The 23,936-nt window shown below is 37.6% G+C and carries 30 protein-coding genes; 15 read left to right on the forward strand and 15 right to left on the reverse strand.

Translation table 11 applies throughout. The features are described 5' to 3' along the window. Positions 1 to 26 precede the first annotated feature (26 nt). From ACX5JI_RS14145 to ACX5JI_RS14155, 3 genes are all read left to right on the forward strand, one after another. Positions 27 to 695: a vWA domain-containing protein gene (locus ACX5JI_RS14145; protein WP_459501681.1), complete on the forward strand. Its 669-nt coding sequence runs from the start codon at positions 27 to 29 to the stop codon at positions 693 to 695. A 17-nt stretch (positions 696 to 712) separates the two neighbouring features. Next, positions 713 to 976 carry an MBL fold metallo-hydrolase gene (locus ACX5JI_RS14150; RefSeq protein ID WP_459501682.1) on the forward strand — a complete coding sequence of 88 codons (264 nt, stop codon included), beginning with the start codon at positions 713 to 715 and terminating at the stop codon, positions 974 to 976. Between the two features lie 72 nt (positions 977 to 1,048). Continuing rightward, the gene (locus tag ACX5JI_RS14155; RefSeq protein WP_459501683.1) at positions 1,049 to 1,630 is read left to right on the forward strand and encodes an NAD(P)H-dependent oxidoreductase; all 582 of its coding nucleotides are present in this window, start codon (positions 1,049 to 1,051) and stop codon (positions 1,628 to 1,630) included. 291 nt (positions 1,631 to 1,921) lie between these two features. On the opposite strand, the gene nucF is transcribed toward ACX5JI_RS14155, so the two are convergent. The 3 genes from nucF to ACX5JI_RS14170 all read right to left on the reverse strand — a co-directional run bounded on the left by nucF (position 1,922) and on the right by ACX5JI_RS14170 (position 3,941). Beyond that, positions 1,922 to 2,686, reverse strand: coding sequence for a 5' nucleotidase NucF (nucF, locus tag ACX5JI_RS14160; protein WP_459501684.1), 765 nt, complete (start codon positions 2,684 to 2,686; stop codon positions 1,922 to 1,924). 99 nt (positions 2,687 to 2,785) lie between these two features. Next, positions 2,786 to 3,418 carry a helix-turn-helix transcriptional regulator gene (locus tag ACX5JI_RS14165; RefSeq protein ID WP_459501685.1) on the reverse strand — a complete coding sequence of 211 codons (633 nt, stop codon included), beginning with the start codon at positions 3,416 to 3,418 and terminating at the stop codon, positions 2,786 to 2,788. Positions 3,419 to 3,500: 82 nt separating this feature from the next. Next, positions 3,501 to 3,941: a DUF86 domain-containing protein gene (locus tag ACX5JI_RS14170; protein ID WP_459501686.1), complete on the reverse strand. Its 441-nt coding sequence runs from the start codon at positions 3,939 to 3,941 to the stop codon at positions 3,501 to 3,503. A gap of 147 nt (positions 3,942 to 4,088) precedes the next feature. Here ACX5JI_RS14170 and glpX point away from each other — a divergent pair, with 147 nt between their 5' ends. The 3 genes from glpX (at position 4,089) to ACX5JI_RS14185 (ending at position 6,217) form a co-directional block, all read left to right on the forward strand. Further along, positions 4,089 to 5,060, forward strand: a complete 972-nt coding sequence (gene glpX, locus ACX5JI_RS14175) for a class II fructose-bisphosphatase (RefSeq protein WP_459501687.1) — start codon at positions 4,089 to 4,091, stop codon at positions 5,058 to 5,060. A gap of 17 nt (positions 5,061 to 5,077) precedes the next feature. Next, positions 5,078 to 5,344: a DUF3055 domain-containing protein gene (locus tag ACX5JI_RS14180; RefSeq protein ID WP_003208880.1), complete on the forward strand. Its 267-nt coding sequence runs from the start codon at positions 5,078 to 5,080 to the stop codon at positions 5,342 to 5,344. A 372-nt stretch (positions 5,345 to 5,716) separates the two neighbouring features. Further along, positions 5,717 to 6,217 (forward strand): S4 domain-containing protein, encoded by a 501-nt coding sequence (locus ACX5JI_RS14185; protein WP_459501688.1) that lies wholly within the window; start codon positions 5,717 to 5,719, stop codon positions 6,215 to 6,217. A gap of 39 nt (positions 6,218 to 6,256) precedes the next feature. On the opposite strand, the gene ACX5JI_RS14190 is transcribed toward ACX5JI_RS14185, so the two are convergent. Beyond that, positions 6,257 to 6,523, reverse strand: coding sequence for a YutD family protein (locus ACX5JI_RS14190; RefSeq protein WP_459502037.1), 267 nt, complete (start codon positions 6,521 to 6,523; stop codon positions 6,257 to 6,259). Positions 6,524 to 6,677: 154 nt separating this feature from the next. Here ACX5JI_RS14190 and ACX5JI_RS14195 point away from each other — a divergent pair, with 154 nt between their 5' ends. Next, positions 6,678 to 7,250, forward strand: coding sequence for a YhcN/YlaJ family sporulation lipoprotein (locus ACX5JI_RS14195; protein ID WP_459501689.1), 573 nt, complete (start codon positions 6,678 to 6,680; stop codon positions 7,248 to 7,250). A gap of 172 nt (positions 7,251 to 7,422) precedes the next feature. On the opposite strand, the gene ACX5JI_RS14200 is transcribed toward ACX5JI_RS14195, so the two are convergent. Continuing rightward, positions 7,423 to 8,157 carry a MerR family transcriptional regulator gene (locus tag ACX5JI_RS14200; RefSeq protein WP_459501690.1) on the reverse strand — a complete coding sequence of 245 codons (735 nt, stop codon included), beginning with the start codon at positions 8,155 to 8,157 and terminating at the stop codon, positions 7,423 to 7,425. A 110-nt stretch (positions 8,158 to 8,267) separates the two neighbouring features. On the opposite strand from ACX5JI_RS14200, the gene ACX5JI_RS14205 reads away from it, so the two are divergent. The 3 genes from ACX5JI_RS14205 (at position 8,268) to ACX5JI_RS14215 (ending at position 10,342) form a co-directional block, all read left to right on the forward strand. Next, the gene (locus ACX5JI_RS14205; protein WP_459501691.1) at positions 8,268 to 9,089 is read left to right on the forward strand and encodes a YhfC family intramembrane metalloprotease; all 822 of its coding nucleotides are present in this window, start codon (positions 8,268 to 8,270) and stop codon (positions 9,087 to 9,089) included. 89 nt (positions 9,090 to 9,178) lie between these two features. Continuing rightward, a complete protein-coding gene (locus ACX5JI_RS14210) occupies positions 9,179 to 9,724 on the forward strand; it encodes a histidine phosphatase family protein (protein WP_459501692.1) in 546 nt (181 codons plus the stop codon). 141 nt (positions 9,725 to 9,865) lie between these two features. Continuing rightward, positions 9,866 to 10,342: a YbaK/EbsC family protein gene (locus ACX5JI_RS14215; protein ID WP_459501693.1), complete on the forward strand. Its 477-nt coding sequence runs from the start codon at positions 9,866 to 9,868 to the stop codon at positions 10,340 to 10,342. A 95-nt stretch (positions 10,343 to 10,437) separates the two neighbouring features. Here the strand turns inward: ACX5JI_RS14215 and lipA are convergent, their stop codons facing one another. After that, positions 10,438 to 11,334 (reverse strand): lipoyl synthase, encoded by an 897-nt coding sequence (gene lipA / locus ACX5JI_RS14220; RefSeq protein ID WP_459501694.1) that lies wholly within the window; start codon positions 11,332 to 11,334, stop codon positions 10,438 to 10,440. A 190-nt stretch (positions 11,335 to 11,524) separates the two neighbouring features. On the opposite strand from lipA, the gene ACX5JI_RS14225 reads away from it, so the two are divergent. After that, a complete protein-coding gene (locus ACX5JI_RS14225) occupies positions 11,525 to 12,523 on the forward strand; it encodes a M23 family metallopeptidase (protein WP_459501695.1) in 999 nt (332 codons plus the stop codon). A gap of 277 nt (positions 12,524 to 12,800) precedes the next feature. Here ACX5JI_RS14225 and ACX5JI_RS14230 read toward each other — a convergent pair whose 3' ends face one another. From ACX5JI_RS14230 to ACX5JI_RS14245, 4 genes are all read right to left on the reverse strand, one after another. Next, positions 12,801 to 13,109 (reverse strand): hypothetical protein, encoded by a 309-nt coding sequence (locus ACX5JI_RS14230; protein WP_459501696.1) that lies wholly within the window; start codon positions 13,107 to 13,109, stop codon positions 12,801 to 12,803. A 121-nt stretch (positions 13,110 to 13,230) separates the two neighbouring features. Beyond that, positions 13,231 to 13,971 (reverse strand): sporulation protein YunB, encoded by a 741-nt coding sequence (yunB, locus tag ACX5JI_RS14235; protein WP_459501697.1) that lies wholly within the window; start codon positions 13,969 to 13,971, stop codon positions 13,231 to 13,233. 55 nt (positions 13,972 to 14,026) lie between these two features. Beyond that, on the reverse strand, positions 14,027 to 14,329 hold the full coding sequence (locus tag ACX5JI_RS14240; RefSeq protein WP_459501698.1) for a YunC family protein: 303 nt from the start codon (positions 14,327 to 14,329) through the stop codon (positions 14,027 to 14,029). Between the two features lie 67 nt (positions 14,330 to 14,396). Then, positions 14,397 to 15,812, reverse strand: coding sequence for a bifunctional metallophosphatase/5'-nucleotidase (locus ACX5JI_RS14245; RefSeq protein WP_459502038.1), 1,416 nt, complete (start codon positions 15,810 to 15,812; stop codon positions 14,397 to 14,399). 182 nt (positions 15,813 to 15,994) lie between these two features. Between ACX5JI_RS14245 and ACX5JI_RS14250 the strand changes: the two genes are divergently transcribed. The 4 genes from ACX5JI_RS14250 to ACX5JI_RS14265 all read left to right on the forward strand — a co-directional run bounded on the left by ACX5JI_RS14250 (position 15,995) and on the right by ACX5JI_RS14265 (position 18,373). Beyond that, positions 15,995 to 16,279, forward strand: coding sequence for a hypothetical protein (locus ACX5JI_RS14250; RefSeq protein ID WP_459501699.1), 285 nt, complete (start codon positions 15,995 to 15,997; stop codon positions 16,277 to 16,279). 252 nt (positions 16,280 to 16,531) lie between these two features. Further along, positions 16,532 to 16,903 carry a GntR family transcriptional regulator gene (locus ACX5JI_RS14255; protein ID WP_459501700.1) on the forward strand — a complete coding sequence of 124 codons (372 nt, stop codon included), beginning with the start codon at positions 16,532 to 16,534 and terminating at the stop codon, positions 16,901 to 16,903. Positions 16,904 to 16,908: 5 nt separating this feature from the next. After that, positions 16,909 to 17,775 carry an ABC transporter ATP-binding protein gene (locus ACX5JI_RS14260; RefSeq protein WP_459501701.1) on the forward strand — a complete coding sequence of 289 codons (867 nt, stop codon included), beginning with the start codon at positions 16,909 to 16,911 and terminating at the stop codon, positions 17,773 to 17,775. Then, complete coding sequence (locus ACX5JI_RS14265) at positions 17,768 to 18,373, forward strand: ABC-2 transporter permease (RefSeq protein ID WP_459501702.1); 606 nt, start codon at positions 17,768 to 17,770, stop codon at positions 18,371 to 18,373. Before ACX5JI_RS14260 ends, ACX5JI_RS14265 begins: the two co-directional genes overlap by 8 nt. A 257-nt stretch (positions 18,374 to 18,630) precedes the next feature. Here the strand turns inward: ACX5JI_RS14265 and sufB are convergent, their stop codons facing one another. From sufB to sufC, 5 genes are read right to left on the reverse strand one after another with little or no spacing between them, the layout of a single operon-like run. Continuing rightward, entirely contained in the window at positions 18,631 to 20,028 is a 1,398-nt protein-coding gene (gene sufB, locus ACX5JI_RS14270) for a Fe-S cluster assembly protein SufB (RefSeq protein WP_001118827.1), read from the reverse strand. 48 nt (positions 20,029 to 20,076) lie between these two features. Further along, positions 20,077 to 20,508, reverse strand: coding sequence for a Fe-S cluster assembly sulfur transfer protein SufU (gene sufU / locus ACX5JI_RS14275; protein WP_459501703.1), 432 nt, complete (start codon positions 20,506 to 20,508; stop codon positions 20,077 to 20,079). Then, positions 20,498 to 21,718 carry a cysteine desulfurase SufS gene (gene sufS, locus ACX5JI_RS14280; RefSeq protein ID WP_042980694.1) on the reverse strand — a complete coding sequence of 407 codons (1,221 nt, stop codon included), beginning with the start codon at positions 21,716 to 21,718 and terminating at the stop codon, positions 20,498 to 20,500. The genes sufU and sufS overlap by 11 nt, the downstream gene beginning before the upstream one ends. Further along, positions 21,718 to 23,010, reverse strand: coding sequence for a Fe-S cluster assembly protein SufD (gene sufD, locus ACX5JI_RS14285; protein ID WP_459501704.1), 1,293 nt, complete (start codon positions 23,008 to 23,010; stop codon positions 21,718 to 21,720). The genes sufS and sufD overlap by 1 nt, the downstream gene beginning before the upstream one ends. 15 nt (positions 23,011 to 23,025) lie before the next feature. Next, complete coding sequence (gene sufC / locus ACX5JI_RS14290; protein ID WP_000929159.1) at positions 23,026 to 23,811, reverse strand: Fe-S cluster assembly ATPase SufC; 786 nt, start codon at positions 23,809 to 23,811, stop codon at positions 23,026 to 23,028. Positions 23,812 to 23,936 lie beyond the last annotated feature (125 nt).

Raw genomic sequence — 23,936 nt, forward strand, 5'->3', positions numbered from 1 at the left:
ACATGATAAAAAAGGAGCGATTATACATGAGTACAATTACATTACGAAAAGAAGCAGTACGCGTTGTATTGGAGAAAAAGAAATTAACAGGCGTTGTCGCAAAAGTTGCACTCGTATTAGATATTTCTGGATCTATGCGAACACTTTATAAAAACGGCACTGTTCAGGAAGTTGTGGAACGTGTTCTTGCGGTCGCAAGTCAATTTGATGATGACGGCTCACTAGATATTTGGGTATATGATAACGAATTTTCAAGATTACCAGCCGTTACTGAAAAAGACTTTGCTAGTTATGTAGAAAAACACATTTTAAATAATAACGCTATCCATAAATTCGGCCGAAATGAAGAGCCGCAAGTAATGGAAGATATTATTAGAAAGTACACCATTGAAGAGAAAAGTGAAGAACCTGCCTTTGTTATTTTTATTAACGATGGCGGCTGTAAAAAAGGCATTCAAAAACCGGTTATATCCTCTTCTAACCAACCAATTTTTTGGCAGTTTGTTGGGATTGGGAACGGTAAATTTGATGTTCTTAGAAAACTAGACGAAATGGAAGGCCGTTTCATTGATAATGCTAACTTTTTCTACATTCGAGATATCGAGAAAACAACAGATGAAACGTTATATAACAACTTGTTGAATGAATTTCCACAGTGGATAAAAGAGGCGAAGGAGAAACGGATTTTATTCTAAATATAGAAGGTGTTATTTTGATTGAGCAAATACTATTAGGGTTTTCTAATATTTTTCTCATTCGTGGTGATAAAACGATTATTGTAGATACAGGACGACCTGGAGATGAGAAGCTGATCTTACAAGCACTAAAAAAACGAAACATCTCTTCCGCAGATGTTTCGTTACCTTTATTAACACATGGGCACTTTGATCATTTTGGCAGTGCACAAGCATTAAGAGAACAGCTACATGTACCTGTGGATAGAATCACATCGTTTGACGAGATAACCACATCGTAACTATAATAGTTACATTAAATATTAGATTATTTGAACAAACTATCTACATACCCACAAATAGGAGGAAACAACATGAAACATGTAATCGTTTATGCACATCCAAATCCACAAAGCTTCAATCATGCCGTTTTAGAAACAGTAAAATCTGAGCTAGAAGGAAAAGGTCATGAAGTACGAGTTCGTGATTTATACGAGTTAAACTTCAACCCAGTATTAGGTTCTTCTGATTTCGTCTCATTTTCTCAAGGAAATACGCCAGCTGATATTAAAGAAGAGCAAGACCATATCACTTGGGCTGATAGCATTACTTTCATTTATCCAGTTTGGTGGGCTGGTCTTCCAGCACTCTTAAAAGGATATGTTGATCGCGTGTTTAGCCATGGGTTTGCGTATGCTTATGGTGAAAATGGCATTGAAAAGTTACTAACTGGTAAAAAAGGGTTGCTATTATCCACAATGGGAAATACGAAAGAAGCTTATACAGCAAGCGGTATGTTTGATGCAATGAAGAAAACGAGCGATGCTGGAATCTTTGAATTTACAGGAATTGAAACGTTAGAGCACACATTCTATACGAGTGTTCCTTCTGTGGATGACGAAGTACGAAAAGAATATCTTGAAGAAGTAAAAGAAGTTGTGAATCGCGTATTTTAATAAGACACGCCACCCTATAAGAAGGTGGCGTGTTTTTATTTTATAGTGAGCTTAGGAAGATATATATACCCAACTTGATTTTCTAACATCTAAATTGCGATTATGAAAACAAAAGGAAATCTCCACTTATTTCTTCTTTTTGTTTTTACATGGCATGGGGCTCAAAAGGGATCTGACCGCTACTACACTCGGCCGGATGCTCTTATCCCTCTAAAAAGAATGGTTTTTGTTAGGTTTTTAATTTAGATTTATATATCATTGTAAAATGTTTTCTAACTCCCCCGTCTCTTCTTACATCTTCTCAATCCACTCCGTTAAGTTATGCACAACTTGCGTTGGTTGCACGTCATATTCTGTTAACTTCTCCACAGTTGTGACTCCAGTGTGGACAAGAAGTGTATGCATACCAGCGTTTATCCCTGCCAAAATGTCAGTGTCATAGTTATCCCCAACCATTAATGCTTCGTCTTTCGCTATGCCAAGTACTTTTAATGCTTGCTCCATAATAACGGATTCTGGTTTTCCGATGAAAATTGGATCTACACCTGTGGATACTGCAACGACAGATGTTAGTGAACCGTTCCCAGGTAGCAAACCACGCTCAGTTGGAATTGCAATATCTCCATTTGTTGAAATAAATGTCGCACCATTACGTACAGCAAGACATGCTTTCGCCAACTTTTCATATGTAATTTCACGATCTAATCCAACAACGACAAAATCAGGATTTTCATCCACAAGCTTAAATCCTTTTTCCACAAGTGCTTCATACAAGCCCTCTTCACCAATCATATACACAGATGCATCTTGTTTACGCTCATAAATAAAATTCGCTGTTGCCATACTCGTTGTAAATACTTGTTCTGGTTTCGCTGGAATATCAAAACGAACAAGCTTTTCTGCCACTTGTTCTGGTTTGCGCGTTGAGTTATTCGTCACAAATAAATACGGAAGACCACGCTCCTCTAAAGCCTTTACAAAGTCGCTTGCTTCTTCAATTTGTTCTTCACCGCGATACATTGTACCGTCTAAATCAATTAAATACCCTTTATACATGTATGTATCTCTCCTTTTTGTCGTAACGTTCATACCCTTCTTATATTAACCGCTTTTCCAAAAGAAAAAAACGCTTCGTGTCAAAGCGTCCCATAACGTTCATTTTTTCTCTTCTATATGATACGAACAGTGACAGTCACCATCACACATATTTGATAAGACTTTCACATGTTCCGAAGAAAACAATCGCTTATACATATTTTCCTCTTCCAAACAAAGCTGTGGATATTTTTCAGCAACAGCCTGTAATGGACAATTTTGTTTTTGTAATATGTATGATTTCCCATCTTCCTGCTTCACTTGTACCATATATCCATTTTTCTCTTGAATAGCGGCAACTTCCCGGAGCTTTTGCAATACAGTATCTTGGCGGCTCATTCGCTTTTGTAAATGCTTTTCCATACGATTCGTCCTCGCCTTTAAAATAGCATTTACAAGTGTTTCATCACCGATTCCCTCTAAATCCTCTAACACTTCTAAAGCGAATTGCTTATAATCTTTCGGAAATAAATCTTCTCCTTTTTGACTTAGGCCATATACATATGTTGGTCTTCCAACATGTTGACGCACCATCTTTGACTGAATAGTTCCTTCTTTCTCAAGCTTACTTAAATGACGCCGTACAGCCATCTCCGTAATCTCCAAAATTTCAGCTAGCGCTCCAACCGTTCGTTCACCGTTTATTTTCAAAAGTTGTACAATTTCTTCTTTCGTTGTACGTGCTTCCCCCATTTTTCACCCTTCCCCCTTTCTCGCCGTTCCTATAGATGAAAAAGACCCCCAAAAAGGTGAATGGGGATCTTAATCCATGCGCTTATTCTGCTACGAATGCAGATACAGGTCCTAATTCCTTTTCTAAATAACGGCGAATATTCGCAGGATATTTTTGTACCACGGCAATTTGTTTTTGAATCGTTGTATATAATTCTTCATGGTTCATGTGAATATAATCTTGCATAAGCATTTTCCGAAGGACAATTACTTCTTTTATTCCTCGTCCCTCTTCCGCGCTTATGACTTTTTCATCCATTAAAATATCAATAATATCTTCATAACTTCCTGGATCACGCATAATAAATCCATCAATCATTGCATTTCCAACATCTAATATGCAATCAATGATAAGATGCGACATACGCTCTAATGCGTAATCTTCAAAAGCGCTTTCATATTGCTGCTTCTCTTGAAATGTATCTACTACTTGCTCTAAACATGTTAACATTTGCTCTATCTTTTTTCTGTCTACAAAGTACATGAATGTCACCTACCTGGAAATAAAAGCATTTACATTTTAATTGTAACCCTTTCTTCTGAAAAAATCGACAATTTTTCGAATTCACCTTTTCTTCGTTATTTGTTATAGTTATAACTGTATGATTTTTGAAATTGGAGGAATGTCACCTTGGAACGTGAACTCGCATTAGAAATTGTCCGTGTAACAGAAGCAGCAGCCTTAGCATCCGCACAATGGATGGGCCGCGGAAAGAAAAACGAAGCAGATGATGCAGCAACTACAGCTATGCGTGATATGTTTGATTCAGTAAACATGGCAGGTACTGTTGTAATCGGTGAAGGAGAACTTGATGAAGCACCAATGCTTTATATTGGTGAGGAACTCGGAACAGGTAACGGTCCAGAAGTAGATATCGCCGTTGACCCATTAGAAGGTACAAACATTGTTGCAAAGGGTCTTGCAAACGCAATGGCAGTTATCGCAATCGCAGATAAAGGAAATCTTCTTCATGCTCCGGATATGTACATGGAAAAAATCGCGGTTGGTCCAAAAGCAGCTGGTAAAATTAGCTTAGATGATCCAATTGAAAAAACAATTGAAATTGTAGCAGAAGCAAACAATAAAAAAATTCGTGATCTAACGGTTATCATCCAAGAACGTGAACGTCATCAAGATATCATTGACCGTGTTCGTGCAAAAGGTGCACGTGTAAAACTATTCGGTGATGGCGATGTTGGTGCCTCAATCGCAACAGCTCTTCCTGGAACAGGTATCGATTTATTCGTTGGTGTTGGCGGCGCTCCAGAAGGCGTTATCTCTGCAGCAGCACTGAAATGTCTTGAAGGCGAAATGCAAGCACGCTTAGTTCCAATGAACGAAGAAGAAGAAACACGTTGCCGTGAAATGGGATTAGAAGATCCCCGTCAACTTCTTATGCTAGATGACCTAGTATCTGGTGACGACGCAATCTTCTCAGCGACAGGTGTATCTGCTGGCGAGCTATTAGATGGTGTTAAATTCCTTGGTGGAGATTTAGCAGAAACGTATTCTATCGTTATGCGCTACAAAACAAGAACGGTACGCTTTATTAAAACGCATCACCATTTAGATCATAAGCCTCACTTAAACTTAGATATTTAAAAAAGGAGCCTGTATATATGGAAGAACGTTTCTTTCTTTACGACGATACAGTCGATACAAAAACGCGTTTCGTTAGCTTTATGGGAGAAAACGAGCGCCACGATTTAGCGCTTTTATATTCTGATCGTCATTACGGTAAAACCATCGTCCTTGATATGCAGCGCAATAAATTTGCAATCATTGGCACTGATGATTTAAACGAACCTGGCTACTTAGAGCACGCTTTTTCTGTATCTGAAGAAATCGCAGAAGAATTACGCTCATTTTTATTCGAACTTATATAGTGTGATGCACCAGCTACCATAGTAGCTGGTGTTTTTTCACGTCATTTATTTTGAATTTTCAATCTCTTGTGTTATACTTATGAACAAATCTATTTGGAAGAAAGGACGTCTACTACGTATGCCAACATTTACTTTGTAATGGATCAGCAATTGGATAGCATTACTCTCAAAAAAGCTGTGTGCTTTTTCAAGGGAGTAGTCTGCCCATTTCCCATTACAAAGGAACGTAACACATCTGTAGTATGATGTTTTACGGAGGTTCCTCGTGAGGGAACCTCTTTTTATTTTTGTCTATTGCGTACCAATTCATACTGCAAGACATCCAAATAGCTGTATTACGTTCCTTTACCACTATATACGAGGTGAAGGAAAATGCAGAAAGTACAACTTTCTTGGAATTTATATGAAAATGCATTTGAAACGACTATTGAAAAACATTGTAAAAATTGCGGGCATACAGCCCTATTTACTGATACAAACATTCGTAGGCATAACGCAAATGGAAAGAACATTTACCGCTTTGCCATTTATAAATGTCCAAAAGGCCATACGTGGAATAAAAAACTTCACATTTATAAATCGTTTTCTGATCATGTCGAAACGCTTGATGTGTTCCAGACAGAACGAGATGAAATAACAACTACAATCTCGCTTATGCAATATAAAGAAAATGGTACAACAGAAATAACCATTGTATTAGAAACAGTCGTGGGCTCCCATCGCATTGACAAAGCTTTATCAACATATATTTCAGATTGGAGTCGCACCTTGATTGTAGACAGAATAAAGAACGGGCACATTCAGCTAAATGGAAAACAGATGAAACCAAATACAACCCTTTCGGAAGGTGATCTTATTTCAATTTGCTTGTAACAAAAACTCCTCTTACACTTATCGTAAGAGGAGTTCTTGTTACTTTTTCACTTTTCGCAATACAAAGTGTGCACAACCAAAATTACAGTACTCATATAAGTACTCCGATAACGTACTAATTTTCGTATCATATGTCGCACGTTGGTTACTATCATCAAAAAATCCGCGTAATCTGAGTTGATCGTAGCCCCAGTCTCCAACGATATAATCATATTTATTTAAAATTTCTGCGTAGCGCTCTTTAAATGCTTCTTCACGAAAACCGTTACGATAGTCTTTAATTACTTCGTACTGAACATTATTCATATTCAACGTAGCATACATCTCTTGCTTTTGCTCCATCATGAACTTCCTTTCTAAGCATTCTTCTTTTTATCGTATCACAAAGCATAGCAACCAACAATTTCAAATACAAAAAATTGAAAAGTAGTACATGCTATGGAGAAGGAGGTGATTACTCGTGAAAAAACAAATAATACTCTTCCTTCTCACACTTTCTTTATTTATAGGCTGCCAAACAACAAATAAAGCTGAAATGGAACGTGAGGAAGGTAGTCGTGTTCTCGTTTCCAATAAAAAGGGTATGTACCATACTGACAATACAAAGCTCACTAAAATCGGCTACTCTTCTAAACAAAAGGATGAAGTATCTAACAAACAAGTAGGAGCGATTAACCGTGAAAAGGTTGCTGAAATGGTTACAAGCTTGATCGTTAAGCTCCCTGATGTAACAAATGCAGCTACGCTTGTTACGGATGATGAAGTATTTGTTGTATATCGTGCCAATACAACGAATCCCCCACTTGTAACCGATCAAGTGTATAAAACTGCACTTTCCATCGTTCCTCGCTATTATAAAGCATATGTATCAACAGACCAAAAACTGATCTCGCAAATTCAAGGACTTCAGTCTGGTACATTAAACGATACAGAATATGAACAAAGCATTGATATGTTAAAACGTGAAATGAGTAAAAATCCACATTTAAATAATAGTCAAAATGCCACACTACATGACATGATGAAAAAATAACGACAAAAACAGGAGCCTGCCGCCTCCTGTTTTTGTCGTTATTTTTTGCAAAATCGATATCCATTGTCGAATCGCTGATATATTGGAAAAATCGCTGATAAAATTTCATTTACCATTTCAGCTAACCAACACCATCACTAAAACAGCCTATTTTAGACACCTTTCATCCTTTCTATCTTTTGTTACGATCTGCATAAATCGCCATCGCATCACACATAAACTGCGCTAATCCTTCTCCAAACTGATCAATATTTTTTGTAAAACGTTCATCCGTAACATACATCTGCCCTAATCCTTTAAACGCCTCTAATGAATATTGACCAAATTTTTGCAAGTAATCATACCATACTTGGATCGCGTCTTGCGCTTCCTTACAATCAGGAGCACTATGCCGAAGGGTAGCAAGCTTCCTATAAATAGTATTAAATTCCTCTTGTTTTTCCTTACTCATACTAGCTGCCGCTTTATTCGCTTTATCTACAGCTTCATTTCCCCATCTTGTGCGTGCTTCTTCTTCGTATGGGTTATGACTAAAGTCAAACCCTTCAAACTTCTCTTTATTCGTCATTTCAATTTCTCCTTTTGTATGCTGAATTGTTTTATCAATTGTCGCAATCACTTTATCTAAGCGGGCACGCTTTTCGAGTAGCAGTTTCCGGTGCAACTGAAGCGCCTCTTCTCGGTCAAATGAAGGACTATTGATAATCTCTTTAATTTTCTTTAAAGGGAAGCCAAGCTCCTTGAAAAATAAAATTTGTTGTAATAGCTCTAGATTTTCATTGGAATACAGACGATAGCCTGACTCCGTCGTCTCGTCTGGGGTTAAAAGCCCAATTTCATCATAATGATGCAGTGTGCGCACACTAATACCAACTAAATCAGCTACTTCTTTCACCCTCATTGTCATGTATGTCTCCCCCTTACTACATACGATAAAGTATTACGCAACGTTAGAGTCAATAAAAAACTTCTTTTTCGCTTCTAAAAACTTCATTCCTCCACATTCTCCTACATTTCGTGCATAATATATATGTACATATATTAGAAAGCGGTGAAAGTATGGTTTCAAATACTGTAATTGCCAGTATCACAATTCAACTCGCTCTCTCGATTCTGGTTCCAATTATTGCGCTCGTTTATTTCCGTAAAAAATATCATATTAGTTGGAAAGTGGTTGGAATTGGTATACTTATCTTTATTGGATTTACCCAAATCCTCGAAACACCATTCCACTTATTCATGCGCGGAAATCCAGCAACAGCTAAAGTTTTAGAAAACCCATATATCTTTGCGATTTACGGCGGACTTACTGCTGGTATTTTTGAAGAATTAGGACGTTTTGTTGCCTTCTTCTTCCTATTAAAAAAATATCAAGAGTATAAAGATGGTCTCGCATATGGAATTGGACATGGCGGAATTGAATCTATTCTAATCGGCGGTTTTGCTGGTCTACAAACTCTTACCTTTGCAATATCCATTAACAATGGTAGCTTCGCTCAAATGGTTGAAAAATTACCGGAGCTAAGCCGTGTGCAAGATGCATTAATTCAGGCACCTGCCTACTTATATTTACTCGGTGGCTTAGAAAGAATTATGGCGCTTGTCTTACAAATCGCCTTCACAATGCTTGTCATATACGCAGTAAAACAGAAAAAATATATTTTCCTCGTATATGCTGTACTATTCCATGCATTTGTGGATTTCTTTGCCGCTCTTTATCAAAGACAAGTAATCAATGTATTTGTTGCAGAAGGTATCATCTTTATTTTGGCAATCTTTGCTTTTATTCTCATCCGAAAAATGAAAGACAACTTAACAATAGGATCAGAAAAAAGCTAAGTCCACAGGGCTTAGCTTTTTTCTATAGAGGATTTTTTTCCTATTTGTCGAAGTATATATGGTCAACTTGAAAAAATGAGGGATAGATTTTGAAAAAACTTATCGTAGTGCGTCACTGCCAAGCAACCGGACAAGAGCGAGAGGCTGAATTAACAATTGCAGGAAAAGAACAAGCACACCATCTTACTAATTTCCTCATGCAAAGTAACCTGCAAATAGATTCCATTATTTCAAGCCCTTTCACCCGAGCCATTCAATCCATTGCGCCCTTTGCATTACAATCACATTTACCGATTCAAAAAGATGAAAGACTAACAGAACGCATATTAAGCAATGCGCCAATGAAAGATTGGCTATACAAACTAGAACATACTTTTACCAATATAGATATTGCCTTTTCGGGCGGAGAGTCAACAAAACAAGCGATGGAGCGCGCCGTATCGCTTGTTCAAGGTATTTTACAGCAAGACCATAGAACGACATTGCTTGTTACCCATGGAAACTTATTAACACTCATTTTAAAACACTTCGATCATACAATTGGTTTTAAAGATTGGAAAAGCTTAAGCAATCCTGATGTTTATGAAATTACAATGGGTGAACAAACAACAATCCACAGATTGTGGAAAACGTAACATTCCTTTAGACTGCATTCAGTTGACATCACGAGAAGATACACTGTATGCACCTTGTGCCTTCAAAACATATGGAAATTTCAAGTACAAAAAAATTAAAGAGGACTATGCAGCAAATATAGAAAGGGGTATCACAAAAAGATGTACGAGGAAATAATTTCTTTATTACATAAAACAAATGCTTCCTATGAAAAATTTGAACACGAGCCCGTTCTCGACTACGAAACAGATCGAATCGTTCGTGAACGTCTCGGTTTACAAGGAACTCCTAGTAAAAGCTTATTTTTAAAATCAAAATCTGGAGCGTATTACGTTTTCTTCACATTAGAAGGTACTCGTCTAGAACGAAACGAAATGAAAGAACTCACTGGTGAGCGCCTATCCATTTGTTCACCTAATGAATTAAGAGAAAAAACAGGCTGTATTCCCGGATGTGTTGCTCCTTTTGGTTATTCACAGGATGTAACAATTATTGTGGATCATTCCATCTATGTCTATGAGAAAATTTTAATTACACCTGGTGTTCCGGAATTTACAATTGAATTATCCACAGCGGAATTGAAAAAGATTTTATCCACATGTCACAATACGGTTTTAGAATATAAAGTGAAACTTTAATCAGTGGGGGGCTTCATCCCCACTGATTATCAGCCCTCACCAATCGGGCTTTTACGAGATAAAAAAGAGAGCTAATTTTCAGCTCTCTTTTTTCATTATTTCGCTTCTGCTGTTTTTTCTTTCGCAGAACGTACTTGCTCGTCCGCATGATAAGAAGAACGCACAAGTGGACCAGCTTCACAGTGGCTAAAGCCTTTGCTAAGTGCAATCTCTTTTAGCTCTGCAAATTCTGCTGGTGTGTAGTATTTAATAACTGGTAAATGCTTTTTCGATGGTTGTAGGTATTGTCCAAGTGTTAAAATATCCACATTGTTCGCACGTAAATCGTCCATTGCTTCAATTAAATCTTCTCTTGTTTCACCTAATCCCACCATAATGCTAGATTTAGTTGGAATATCAGGCTGCATTTCTTTCGCACGACGTAAAAACTCTAATGAACGAGGATATTTTGCTCTAGCGCGAACTCGGTTAGATAATCGACTTACTGTTTCAATGTTATGGTTTAAAATATCTGGTTTTGCATCCATTAACATTTTTAAATTTTCTTCTACTCCACCCATATCAGATGGCAGTACTTCGATAGACGTGAATGGGTTTTTGCGACGAACAGCGCGCACTGTTTCAGCAAAAACAGCTGCTCCCCCGTCTTTTAAATCATCACGTGCAACCGCTGTTATAACAACGTGCTTTAAGCCCATTTGTACTACAGAATCTGCTACGCGTTCTGGTTCTTGTAAATCAAGCTCTGTTGGTAAGCCTGTTTTAACCGCACAAAAACGACAAGCACGTGTACAAACCGCACCTAAAATCATAAACGTTGCTGTTTTTCTTACCGCCCAGCATTCATGAATATTCGGACATTTTGCTTCTTCACAAACGGTATGAAGCTGCTTAGAACGCATCATTTTCTTTAAGCCTGTATAGTTTTCATTTGTATTTAACTTAATTTTCAACCATTCGGGCTTGCGCTTATATTCTGTTTGTTTTGTCATGTTATCAACTCCGCACAATATGAAATAGTTTACCGTGTTCGCTTCTTCCAATGTAACATATCTATTCTAACGTATGAAAGCGATTTGCTCAAATGAAGATGCCCAAAAATTTTACCAATGATTTACTATAATGAAATATCTCGTAAATCCCACACTAAAAAGAGTGATGTTGTGAAAGGAGTTTATTTACATGCTTCGAAAGATCGCCCTATTTCTTTCTATTTCCTTTTTTCTTGGGCAAAGTATTGCCTATGGTGAAATGGATCAAAATCAAATATACGAAAAACGGATGACATTATATAAAGAAACTGAAAAAGATACTCATATTCCATGGTATTTTGTAGCTGCAATTGATCAATATGAGCGCAATATTCGAAGCGTAAGAAAAGATATTCCAAAAAAACCTAATGCTATCGTTTCAATATACTTCAAACCAGAAATCTGGACTGGACCTGCCAATAGCTCCGCAAATGATACTCTTCCTCATACAATCTCTTTATTTGGCGGGATTGGTTTAGATGGTGATAAAGATGGGCTGGCAGATGCAAACAACGACCGAGATCTTTTGCATACAATGGCAACGATTATAAAGATGCAAGGAACGTCAGAAGATCGGATTAAAATTATGCTGTGGGAATATTATAGACGGGCGAAAACGGTTGAATTAATTACCGCGTATGCTCATATCTATAAGCACTATGGCCGTATTAACTTAGAAGGAAACGCTTTTCCACTTCCTGTCTATAGTGACCATAGCTACCGTAGCACATTTGGAGCTGGGCGTAGCTTTGGCGGAAGGCGAATTCATGAAGGTACCGATATTTTTGCAGGATATGGCGTACCCGTAAGATCTACTTGCTACGGAATTATTGAAACAAAAGGCTGGAACCGCCTTGGAGGATGGCGCATCGGTATTCGTGATTTATATAACAACTATCATTATTACGCACATTTAGGCGGATTTTCCAAAGAAATACAACTTGGACAAATCGTCGAACCAGGAAAAGTGATTGGCTTTGTTGGTAGCACTGGGTATGGCCCTCCTGGTACAGCCGGTAAATTCCCTCCCCACTTACATTTCGGAATGTATAAAGACAATGGATATATAGAATGGGCTTTTGATCCGTATATACATTTAAACTTATGGGAACGAAAAGAACGTACGAAGTTAAAAAACAACCGTAGCTAACTGCTACGTTTATTTTCAGGCCGTGGAGAAAGGGAAATGCTAAAAAATTATAAAAAGAAACTTGTTGATTTGCCGAGATTTGTTCATATAAAATGGTGAATGAAATTTTATCGACAATTTTTTAAATATATCGATCGTTTCTCATCATATATCAGCGCAAATTGAAATATATCAGCGATTCGACAAAAGATATCGACTAACCAACAAAAAACGACAAAAAAAACAGGAGCCCCTAGCTACTGTTTCCCAACAAACTCAAAACAACCGTAGCTAATTGCTACGGTTGTTTTCTGTTAATCCTCTGTTTTTTTAACAAAAATCTCCTCAACTTTAGTATCAACTTAAAAAACCAATAAAACACAAAAAAGTTAACGATAAACCCTAATGGATTAAAACCAAGCATCCCCCTACCAAAATAAAGAAATTCCCCATCACTTGGTCCTGTTGTAGGAATAAAGGCAAATATGGTAGTAAAAATCAGACTTATAAAATACAACTTCTTTTTGGTTGAATCCATTTTTCTGTGGCTTAACACATGACAAGTTATTGCGGATACGATTCCTAAAAAGAAAAGTATTTCTCCCATTTTATCCCCCGCACTTATTTTAATGCCTTCAACTTCCCAAATCTCTTTCTATTATAAATACGAACTGATATATCATTTGATTTATCTTCCCATTTTACAAAAATAAGTAAAAGCGAATGACTTACTCATCCGCTTTCTTCCCTTCTTTCCCCTCCGGTACAACAACCCCGTCACTTCCATAATAAGTTGGCACTTCCCCTTGTACAATTCGCGTTGCGATCGGGATATTTTGCTTCACTGTAATCTCTTTTGTACGAAAAGGAATAATCACTTGCAGCGTAACATCCACTTCCATAACGACTTCAATGGCAGTATTGTTAATGCCATGCGGTTTTACATTTTGCTTAATATCTGTATTCACATGACCAATTGTTGTAAAATCGATTGGAATATCTGGTCCTAAGTTACCAAGAAGTGCATTCTCCGTTATGCGTCCAAGGGGAACAGACATCGACACGCCGCTCTCTTCTGGCAGACCAAGCACTTTCATATCTCCCTCCTCCACTTGATGCAAATATTTTTCTATGTATGCAGTAGTCGATGTTAAAATCTCATTTACTTGCTTTGTATTTAAATCGATTGTGGATACTTTTCCATTTTTATCATTTTGTACTTTCATTAATGAATCCACATCAAATCCTTCCTGAATCCGATCCTTTACCGCTTTCGTCATCACAGCCGTTGCCATTTTATGTGTCTGCACTTCTCCATACTTAATCAATGTCGGTTGAATACTTTTATTTACAATCCAAACTCCTTGTAATGTTAACAATAAAAAAATGATAAACGAAATGAGTAGTACATGCCGAAAAGGAAGCGGTCCTTTTCGAAACCGCGAAGCTTTTGGACGAAATGTACGCATAAGAAAACCCTCCTTCTTATATCATTTCTATGCAAGAAAGAGGGACGATATATGCTTATATCATTTTTAATAACGCATCTTTTCCAATTGTTCCTGCCGGAATACCTAAAGCCTCAGCTCCAGTCGTTACCGATTCAAGCGGCGCTTCAAGCAGTTGCTCAATCGTTCTCACGCCAACCGCGCGGCCAGCAATAATCCCTCGGTCTCCTAACTTCTCGTTTAATAGACCGACATCTAAAGCTCCGCACATAATATATCCTTTATCGCTCATAACCGCCAACAAAGTTGTTTTCGGCAGCTTTACACTAACAGCTATAAACGTATAGTTATCAATAATAATTGGTTCTACATTCACCATCGCACACACACTCCTCTCTTTCTTATCTTTATGAAAAGAGAAAAATGAGTGTTACAGATTAACTAGCCTATAGTTTAATGGAAGATGTATACGTTATTAACATCTCTGTTACTACATCTCTCAGCAGTTCTGGCATATAATATTGCTTTTCAGAAAGTGTGGATAGTTCTGGGTATAAGTACCCGAACGTAAACATATCAATCGTTCCAACCGTATATACGCGATCTAGTTGTAAAGATTCCCCATTAATTAACACATCTTTAAGTAAAACTTTATTTCCAGGAATCGTATCTGGGATCACTTCGATACCATCATAAATCATTTTCCCCATCACTTTTCCGCGAAACCCGAGCCCTTTTACTTCAAGCTCTTCCATATTTGGACGACGTGCTTTTAAAATAACTTCCCGTAATGTTCTCCCTGGGACTTGTAACGCACACGGGTTAATAGGATGTGGACAAATGCGGTGGATATCTCCTCGTGTGACAATTCCTTCGTTTAATCCTTCTAATAATACACCTGCATTCACCATGCCAACTTCCGCATTACACCACTCTTTTAACGCGCTTGCCAGCATACTAGCAAATGCTGTTTCCTTAAACCAATCAATTGGTAACGGCTCCTTCAATTCAATAACAGGATCCGCCATTATGTTTTTGCTTTCCTCTTGCAACATTTCAATTGTGGATAACGATTCCCCATAAGCGCCTAGACGCTCGGTTTTAATTGCTCTTCCATCCTTTTTCAACAATTGCTTCGTTTCCTTATCCACAGTAAGCTGAACATGTCCGACGTAATGCCCCCACTTTTCACAGCAACAAAGCAACGTCCCATTCATAAGAACACCACGCTCAAATAAGTGATGTGTATGCGCTCCTAAAATTACATCAATATCATAATTCTCCGCCATATACTCATCAGCAGTTTTCCCAAGATGCGAAAGTACAACTGTTATATGCGCTTTCTCTTTTACTTCTGCTAAGATGGATTCTAAATGCATCATTGGATCTTCAATATGCCAATCTAACATTTGATAGAACTCTGGATAAGCTACCGTTAAACCGATTAAAGCGATTGTAATACCATCTGTCGTTGTATGAAGTTTATACGGCTTCGCCCAAGTAGGACGTACGCCCTCTTTTTCAAATAAATTTGCTACGAGCACCTCAAATCCAGCATGATTGTATAAATGGTTTAAATGCTTCTTCGCTAATGTAATTCCTTCATTATTTCCAATCGTTACATAATCATATAACGCCTCGTTTAATAACTTCGTATTCCCTAGTCCATTTGTCGCTTCCGTAATTCGATGAAACCGATCCACATGATCGCCAATATCTAACGTTAAAACGGACTCTCCTGCTTCCTGTCTTCGCTTTTTCTCCTCTCGTACAAACCGAGAAATTTGCGGCCAGTTTTCAAAATGACTATGTATATCGTTTGTATGATAAAGGTGGATGATTGTTTCTTTATTTATATCCAGAGAAAAAACCTCCTCTCAATTCCTTACTGCCTTTTACGTTATTTACTTGTAATAATCCTGTAAATACTTTTCGCCTTTTCTTGCTATTTTACATTGTACTCTCATTAAAAGAAAAAGCAAAAGATTCTCCTTTTTATGTGGAGTTTTTATATTACACTATATGTAATAGGAGGTAGATAAACATGTCTAATAGATATAGTCTTCTCTCACTGTGGCTGGCATTAGCTGGCGTTATTTTCTTTCTAATTCGTTATGCCCTCGCAGCAACTTCAAACTTTTTACCAAGCATTTTCTTCTTTACTAGTCTCACTTGTATCATTCTCGGTCTCATATTTAGCATGATTGCCATAAGCAAAAACGAACCTAGCAAATGGAAGTTCGTCGGTATTTTCGTTCTCCTTGCCGCAATTATATTCCTATTACTTACTCCAGTTCTTATTGGAGTTTTTGGATTTAGAGAGCCGTAAAAGCGGGATAAAGTGGTGAATGAAATTTTATCGACGATTTTTCAAATATATCTATCGTTTCTTATCATATATCAGCGATTCGACAAAGGATATCGACTAACCAACAAAAAACGACAAAAAGCAGACGTCCCCTAACTCCCGTTTCCAAACACTATTCATAAGAATTTTCTGAAAAAACATTGCATTTTCGATACATAATATATATATTGTATATAGAGTGTATATACAATATAAAGACTAAGAGGGATTTGCATGCAAATAATTATTTCAAATAGTTCGAAGGAGCCAATTTACGAACAAATTACCAATCAAATAAAATCGCTCATTTTAACTGGTGATTTAACAGAGGGATCACCACTTCCATCAATGCGCCAGCTCGCAAAAGATTTGCAAATTAGTATTATTACGACAAAGCGTGCGTATGAAGAACTAGAAAAAGCAGGCTTTATTTATTCGATTGTAGGTAAAGGTTCGTTTGTTGCTGAACAAAATTTAGATGTAGTGCGTGAGAAAAAATTAAAAGTGATTGAAGAGCAGTTAATGTCTGTCATTACTAATAGTAAGGAAATTGGGCTACCGCTAGCGGAACTGCGAGAATTATTAACTATTTTATATGAGGAGTGATATATATGGAAAATGTAGTAGAGCTACACAATGTTAGTAAAACATTTCAAGACTTTTCAATAAAGCAATTCAATTTACAAATCAAAAAAGGCTTTGTAACAGGATTCATCGGCACAAATGGTGCCGGTAAATCGACAATCATTAAAATAATGATGAACTTATTAAAGCCGGATGCGGGCGAGGTTAAAATTTTCGGCTTAGACTACGCAACACATGAAAAAGAAATTAAAGAGCGCATCGGTTTTGTTTTTGATGGCAACGTATTTTATGAAGGGTTAAATTTAAAGGATATTAAACGTATGGTCGCGCCTGCTTATAAAAATTGGGATGAAACGATATTTAAGCGCTATATAGAACAATTTGAATTACCAATGAACAAAGCGATTAAAACTTTTTCAAAAGGAATGCAGATGAAGGCTTCACTAGCGCTTGCGCTATCACATCATGCCGAGTTGATTATTATGGATGAGCCAACAGCAGGTCTAGACCCAATATTTAGACGTGAGTTACTTAGTTTACTACATGAATTAATGCTTGATGGCAATCGTACACTATTTTTCTCGACACATATTACAACAGATTTAGATCGCATTGCTGATTTTATTGCCTTTGTAAAAAAGGGACAATTAATCTTTAATCATTCCATCCATGAGGTAGAAGAAAACTATGCGTTAGTAAAAGGGAATACGGATTTATTAGACCGCGATACAGAAAAAGCCTTTATGCATGTTCATCGTGCACCAACTGGCTTTGAGGCATTAACGAATAATGTAACTGAAGTGGAACAAATTTTTGGTAATGAAGTTATGATTGAACGAGCTTCATTAGAAGATATTATGTATTACTCGAAAGGAGTAGGGCATCATGCTTAATTTAATCAAACGCGATTTAATTTTACAGAAGAAACAATTACTCATTTATTTAGGCTGTATCGTCTTTTTTATTGTAATGAACAAGCACCCTATTTTAACATTTACGATTGCAAGTATTTTTATTCCATTTAGTACGCCTGCCTACGATACAAAGACAGAAACAAATATTTTATTAAATTCTTTACCCTATACACGTAAGGAAATTGTCGCTTCACGTTATATTGGAGCAATTATTTACATGTTGCTGGCAATTGTAGTAACAAGCGCAATGCTTATCATCTTTCAAAAGTCATTTACTATAGAGCATATTGTAATGAGCAATGCATTGTTTTTGCTATTTGCAGCCTTTACCTTTCCACTATTTTATCAATTTAATCAAAATCATCTACTTTCGATTATTATCGCTTTATTTTTCGTATTAACTGCTTTTGGCCCACCTGCTGTACAATTTCTTGCAACAGAGTTTAGTACAGTTACCGATGCTATTTTCAGCTTATCTATACCTGCATTGTATAGCATAGCTACAGCTATAATCGTATGTGTTTATATCGTTTCATGGGGGGTATCATTAAATATTTATCAACGTAAAGTTTTTTGATTCAGAATTTTCTTTATTATGATGCAATCTCCTTTTTAAACGAGAAAAACTCGAGATCTAAACCGTTAGATCTCGAGTTTTTATGTGGAAGCGCCGATATATTTACTCGCGTACCAAAAGAAGCGCCCTGCCGAGCAGGACGCTTCCCTAATTCTACTTATTATCCAGTTCCAGCGGCTAGAACGTTCGGTGGCTTCGCCTCTACGTCAGAAGCTCCATCCCCCTCACATTCTAAACGAGCCGCTTCCACTTTCAAATTAACCGATACTGCCTTCCATCTCAAACTTAATCAGACGGTTCATTTCAACTGCGTATTCCATTGGAAGTTCGCGAGTGAATGGCTCGATGAAGCCCATTACGATCATTTCTGTAGCTTCTTGCTCAGAAATACCGCGGCTCATTAGGTAGAATAATTGTTCTTCTGATACTTTTGATACTTTCGCTTCGTGCTCAAGTGAAACGTAATCGTTTTTGATTTCGTTGTAAGGAATTGTATCAGATGTAGATTGGTTATCCATAATTAACGTGTCACACTCGATGTTAGAACGAGAGTTTTTCGCTTTTGGTCCGAAGTGTACGATACCACGGTACGTTACTTTACCACCATGTTTTGCAATCGATTTAGAAACGATTGTTGAAGATGTGTTTGGTGCTAAGTGAATCATTTTCGCACCAGCATCTTGGTGTTGGCCTTTACCAGCAATCGCGATAGATAATGTTAAACCACGAGCGCCTTCGCCTTTTAAGATAACTGCTGGGTATTTCATCGTTAATTTAGATCCGATGTTACCGTCAATCCATTCCATCGTTGCATTTTCTTCACAAACCGCACGTTTTGTAACTAGGTTATATACGTTGTTTGCCCAGTTTTGGATTGTTGTGTAACGGCAATATGCATCTTTTTTAATGATGATTTCTACTACCGCACTGTGTAGTGAGTTAGTTGTGTAAACAGGTGCTGTACAACCTTCTACGTAGTGTACATGTGCGCCTTCGTCTACGATAATAAGCGTACGCTCGAATTGTCCCATATTTTCAGAGTTAATACGGAAATACGCTTGAAGTGGTGTATCCACTTTTACACCTTTTGGAACGTAGATGAATGATCCACCAGACCAAACTGCAGAGTTTAATGCAGAGAATTTGTTGTCCGTTGGTGGGATTACTTTTCCGAAATGCTCACGGAAAATATCTTCGTTCTCTTTTAATGCGCTATCTGTATCTTTGAAGACGATTCCTAGAGCTTCTAGGTCTTCTTTCATGTTGTGGTATACAACTTCAGATTCGTACTGCGCTGATACACCAGCTAAATATTTTTGCTCAGCTTCTGGAATACCTAATTTATCAAATGTCGCTTTAATTTCATCAGGTACTTCATCCCAAGACTTCTCAGATTTCTCAGATGGTTTTACGTAGTACGTAATTTCATCGAAATCTAAGTCGTTTAAGTCGCCGCCCCATTGTGGCATTGGCATTTCATAGAACTTATCCAGTGATTTTAAACGGAAGTCTAACATCCACTGTGGTTCTTCTTTCATACGTGAAATCTCTTCAACGATTTCTTTTGTTAAACCGCGTCCAGCACGGAAAATCGAAACGTCTTTATCCTTGAAACCATATTTATAATCGCCGATATCTGGCAGTTGCTTCGCCATGTTGGTATGTCCCTCCTTAGATAACCTCGCGTTTCGGAACCTCTAACATTACTTATCTTCGTTTAAGCCTTTTTCTAACGCTTTCCAAGCTAATGTTGCACACTTAATACGCGCTGGAAACTTGCATACACCTTGTAATGCTTCAATATCCCCTAAATCTACGCTATCGTCATACTCTTTTCCTAACATCATGTCAGAGAAAATTTTAGAAAGCTGAAGTGCTTCTTCCATTTTCTTTCCTTTTACTGCTTGCGTCATCATCGAAGCTGAAGACATAGAGATCGAACAACCTTCTCCTTCAAACTTCGCTTCTTTCACAATACCATCCTCTACTTTCATCGTAAGTTGAATACGATCGCCGCAAGTTGGATTGTTCAAGTTAACGGTAACACTATCTTCTAGCACGCCATGGTTACGAGGATTTTTATAATGATCCATAATAACTTGACGATATAACGTATCTAAATTATTAAATGACATTTGTGAAATACTCCTTTGTCTTGATTAGCGATTCAACAAATGTATCAATTTCTTCTTTTGTATTATATAAATAGAAGCTTGCACGTGCTGTTGAAGAAGCTTTAAGCCACTTCATAAGTGGTTGTGCACAGTGATGTCCTGCGCGAACCGCAATACCTTCTACATCTAATACAGTTGCTACATCGTGAGGATGTACGTCTTCAATATTAAATGTAACAAGACCAGCGCGATGCTTTGGACCATAAATTGTAACGCCATCTACTTCTGATAGTCTTTCTAAAGCGTATTGCGCTAATTCATGCTCATGCTTTTCAATATTATCAAGACCGATTTCTTCTAGGAAATCAATTGCCGCACCAAGTCCGATTGCATTACCGATAATCGGTGTACCTGCTTCAAACTTCCACGGAAGTTCTTTCCAAGTAGATTCTTGTAAATCTACGAAATCAATCATTTCACCGCCAAATTCAATTGGCTCCATATTGTTTAGCAAATCTTTCTTACCATATAATACACCGATACCTGTAGGTCCGCACATCTTATGAGCAGATAATGCGTAGAAATCACAGTTTAAATCTTGTACATCTACTTTCATATGAGGTGTACTTTGCGCACCATCAACGACCATAATTGCGCCATTTTCGTGTGCGATTGCTCCGATTTCTTTTACAGGGTTAATCGTTCCAAGTACGTTAGACACATACATGATCGAAACGATTTTTGTATTCGGTGTAATTGTTTGACGAGCATCTTCTATTGAAATTGTCCCATCCGGTTGAAGTGGAAGATATTTCAAAGTTGCGCCAGTTTTCTTTGCAACTTGTTGCCACGGAATGATGTTACTATGGTGCTCCATGTAAGAAATAACGATTTCATCGCCTTCTTTTACATTTTCAAGACCATAGCTAGCCGCTACTGTATTTAATGCAGTTGTCGTTCCGCGCGTGAAAATAATCTCTTCCATTGATTTCGCATTAATAAACTTGCGAACTTTCTCACGTGCACCTTCATACGCATCGGTAGCTTTCGTACCGAGCGTATGAACACCGCGATGCACGTTAGAATTATATTCTTTATAGTAACGTTCTAACGTTTCAATAACTTGAATTGGTTTTTGAGAAGTTGCTGCACTATCGAAATAAACAAGTTGTTTGCCGTTCACTTTTTGATCAAGAATTGGAAACTGTTTGCGTATTTCATGAATATTCATTAGCGAACTTTCCTTTCGATTACCTCAACAAGCTGTGTTTTTACTCCTTCAATTGGAAGCTCATTAACTACAGGTGCTAAGAATCCATGGATGACTAAACGTTCTGCTTCTCGTTTTGGAATACCACGACTCATTAAGTAGTATAGTTGGATTGGATCTACGCGACCTACTGAAGCTGCGTGACCTGCCATTACATCATCTTCATCAATTAAAAGAATTGGGTTTGCATCACCGCGAGCTTTCTCATCTAACATAAGAACGCGAGAAGATTGTTGTGCATTTGATTTAGATGCACCGTGTTCAATCTTGCCAATTCCGTTAAAGATAGATGTTGCGCTATCTTTTTGTACACCGTGTTTTAAAATAAATCCTTCAGAGTGCTTACCAAAGTGAACAACTTTCGTTGTAAAGTTTTGTGTTTGGTTACCACGGCCAATTGTTACTGTTTTCGTATCAGCAAATGATCCGTCGCCCATTAAGTTCGTTACGTTCTCAGAAATTGTATTTCCGTCGTTCATAAGACCTAATGCCCACTCAATACGTCCATCGCGTCCTACTGTACCGCGGCGGTTTACATAAGCTGTTACATTTTTCGCTAATAGATCAACCGCACCGAATTTCACTTGTGCACCTTGTTCTACGATTACTTCTGCCACGATATTTGCAATACCTGTAATCATTTCGTTCGCTACGTAGTTTTCTACATATGTTGCAGAACTGTTAGCATCCGCTACGAATAATACGTGGTTATATACGTTCGCTTCTTCGCCGTCTACTAAAAATACAGCTTGAAGTGGTGTTTCAAGAACAACGTTTTTCGGAACATATACGAATGCACCGCCGTTGATTAATGCTGCATGAAGTGCTGTTAAGCGATGCTCATCCACTTTCACGCCGTCTTTCATTAAGTACTTTTGTACTAATTCAGCGTGCTCAGTTGCAGCTGTAATGATATCTGTGAAAATAACACCTTTTTCTTTTGCTTCGGCAGATAAAGAAGCAAATGCTGTTGTACCAGTACGCTGTACTAATACGCTGTTATTTTCATCAATTAAATTTTTCACTGCTTCTGGAAGCTCTGCTAAAGAACTTACAGGCTCTTGCTTAGCAGCGTCGCCTTTTCCGATAAAGTCCCATTTATCGATTTTTGTTTTATCAGGCGTTGGCATTGGAAGTTCAGTTGCTTGTGCAAGAGCTTGTAAGCGGAACTCAGTCAACCAAGCAGCTTCGTTTACTTCGCTAGCGCGCTGACGGATTGTTTCTTGATCGAAAGGTAATGTACCAATTGTCATGTTTATGCTCCTCTCTTACGCTTCTTGCTCTGCTGTTTCGTCTTCAATACCTAATTCTTTTTTAATCCAGTCGTAACCTTCAGCTTCTAGACGTTGTGCAAGCTCAGGGCCACCAGATTTAACAATGCGACCGTTCATCATAACGTGAACGAAGTCTGGAGTGATGTAGTTTAATAGACGTTGGTAATGCGTAATCATTAGGCAACCGAATTCTTCACCGCGCATTTCGTTAATACCTTTAGATACAACTTTTAATGCATCGATATCAAGACCAGAGTCGATTTCATCTAAGATTGCGATTTTCGGCTCAATCATCATTAATTGAAGAATTTCGTTACGTTTTTTCTCACCGCCAGAGAAACCTTCGTTTAAATAACGTTGTGCCATTTCTGGATCCATTTCTAGGAATTCCATATTTTTATCTAATGTACGGATAAATTTCATAAGAGAAATTTCATCGCCTTCCTCGCGTCGTGCATTAATTGCAGAACGTAAGAAGTCAGCGTTTGTTACTCCGCTAATTTCACTTGGATATTGCATTGCTAGGAATAGACCCGCTTGTGCACGCTCATCTACTTCCATTTCTAATACATCTTCACCGTCGATGATGATGCTACCTTCTGTTACTTCATATTTTGGGTGACCCATAATTGCAGAAGATAAAGTTGATTTACCTGTTCCGTTAGGTCCCATAATTGCGTGGATTTCTCCACCTTTTACTTCAAGGTTTACACCTTTTAAAATTTCTTTGCCATCGATTGATACATGTAAATCTTTAACCGTTAATGTAGAACCAGCCATCTCAATACCTCCATTAATCCTCTATATACATTTTAAAAATTCCTAAAACGTTCATATTCTCATTTTATTCTCATTCTAATTTTATATCAAATAAAATGATATCGCAAACGTTGAGAAAATGTAAC

This window comes from Bacillus sp. C1 (genome assembly GCF_054570475.1).

Excerpts from the sequence above, each read along its gene's own strand:
- ACX5JI_RS14145 (WP_459501681.1), top strand. The coding sequence starts at position 27 with ATGAGTACAATTACATTACGAAAAGAAGCAGTACGCGTTGTATTGGAG.
- ACX5JI_RS14155 (WP_459501683.1), top strand. The coding sequence starts at position 1,049 with ATGAAACATGTAATCGTTTATGCACATCCAAATCCACAAAGCTTCAAT.
- nucF (WP_459501684.1), bottom strand. The coding sequence starts at position 2,686 with ATGTATAAAGGGTATTTAATTGATTTAGACGGTACAATGTATCGCGGT.
- ACX5JI_RS14165 (WP_459501685.1), bottom strand. The coding sequence starts at position 3,418 with ATGGGGGAAGCACGTACAACGAAAGAAGAAATTGTACAACTTTTGAAA.
- ACX5JI_RS14170 (WP_459501686.1), bottom strand. The coding sequence starts at position 3,941 with ATGTACTTTGTAGACAGAAAAAAGATAGAGCAAATGTTAACATGTTTA.
- ACX5JI_RS14180 (WP_003208880.1), top strand. The coding sequence starts at position 5,078 with ATGGAAGAACGTTTCTTTCTTTACGACGATACAGTCGATACAAAAACG.
- ACX5JI_RS14185 (WP_459501688.1), top strand. The coding sequence starts at position 5,717 with ATGCAGAAAGTACAACTTTCTTGGAATTTATATGAAAATGCATTTGAA.
- ACX5JI_RS14190 (WP_459502037.1), bottom strand. The coding sequence starts at position 6,523 with ATGAATAATGTTCAGTACGAAGTAATTAAAGACTATCGTAACGGTTTT.
- ACX5JI_RS14200 (WP_459501690.1), bottom strand. The coding sequence starts at position 8,157 with ATGACAATGAGGGTGAAAGAAGTAGCTGATTTAGTTGGTATTAGTGTG.
- ACX5JI_RS14215 (WP_459501693.1), top strand. The coding sequence starts at position 9,866 with ATGTACGAGGAAATAATTTCTTTATTACATAAAACAAATGCTTCCTAT.
- lipA (WP_459501694.1), bottom strand. The coding sequence starts at position 11,334 with ATGACAAAACAAACAGAATATAAGCGCAAGCCCGAATGGTTGAAAATT.
- ACX5JI_RS14225 (WP_459501695.1), top strand. The coding sequence starts at position 11,525 with ATGCTTCGAAAGATCGCCCTATTTCTTTCTATTTCCTTTTTTCTTGGG.
- ACX5JI_RS14230 (WP_459501696.1), bottom strand. The coding sequence starts at position 13,109 with ATGGGAGAAATACTTTTCTTTTTAGGAATCGTATCCGCAATAACTTGT.
- yunB (WP_459501697.1), bottom strand. The coding sequence starts at position 13,971 with ATGCGTACATTTCGTCCAAAAGCTTCGCGGTTTCGAAAAGGACCGCTT.
- ACX5JI_RS14240 (WP_459501698.1), bottom strand. The coding sequence starts at position 14,329 with ATGGTGAATGTAGAACCAATTATTATTGATAACTATACGTTTATAGCT.
- ACX5JI_RS14250 (WP_459501699.1), top strand. The coding sequence starts at position 15,995 with ATGTCTAATAGATATAGTCTTCTCTCACTGTGGCTGGCATTAGCTGGC.
- ACX5JI_RS14255 (WP_459501700.1), top strand. The coding sequence starts at position 16,532 with ATGCAAATAATTATTTCAAATAGTTCGAAGGAGCCAATTTACGAACAA.
- ACX5JI_RS14260 (WP_459501701.1), top strand. The coding sequence starts at position 16,909 with ATGGAAAATGTAGTAGAGCTACACAATGTTAGTAAAACATTTCAAGAC.
- ACX5JI_RS14265 (WP_459501702.1), top strand. The coding sequence starts at position 17,768 with ATGCTTAATTTAATCAAACGCGATTTAATTTTACAGAAGAAACAATTA.
- sufB (WP_001118827.1), bottom strand. The coding sequence starts at position 20,028 with ATGGCGAAGCAACTGCCAGATATCGGCGATTATAAATATGGTTTCAAG.
- sufU (WP_459501703.1), bottom strand. The coding sequence starts at position 20,508 with ATGTCATTTAATAATTTAGATACGTTATATCGTCAAGTTATTATGGAT.
- sufS (WP_042980694.1), bottom strand. The coding sequence starts at position 21,718 with ATGAATATTCATGAAATACGCAAACAGTTTCCAATTCTTGATCAAAAA.
- sufD (WP_459501704.1), bottom strand. The coding sequence starts at position 23,010 with ATGACAATTGGTACATTACCTTTCGATCAAGAAACAATCCGTCAGCGC.
- sufC (WP_000929159.1), bottom strand. The coding sequence starts at position 23,811 with ATGGCTGGTTCTACATTAACGGTTAAAGATTTACATGTATCAATCGAT.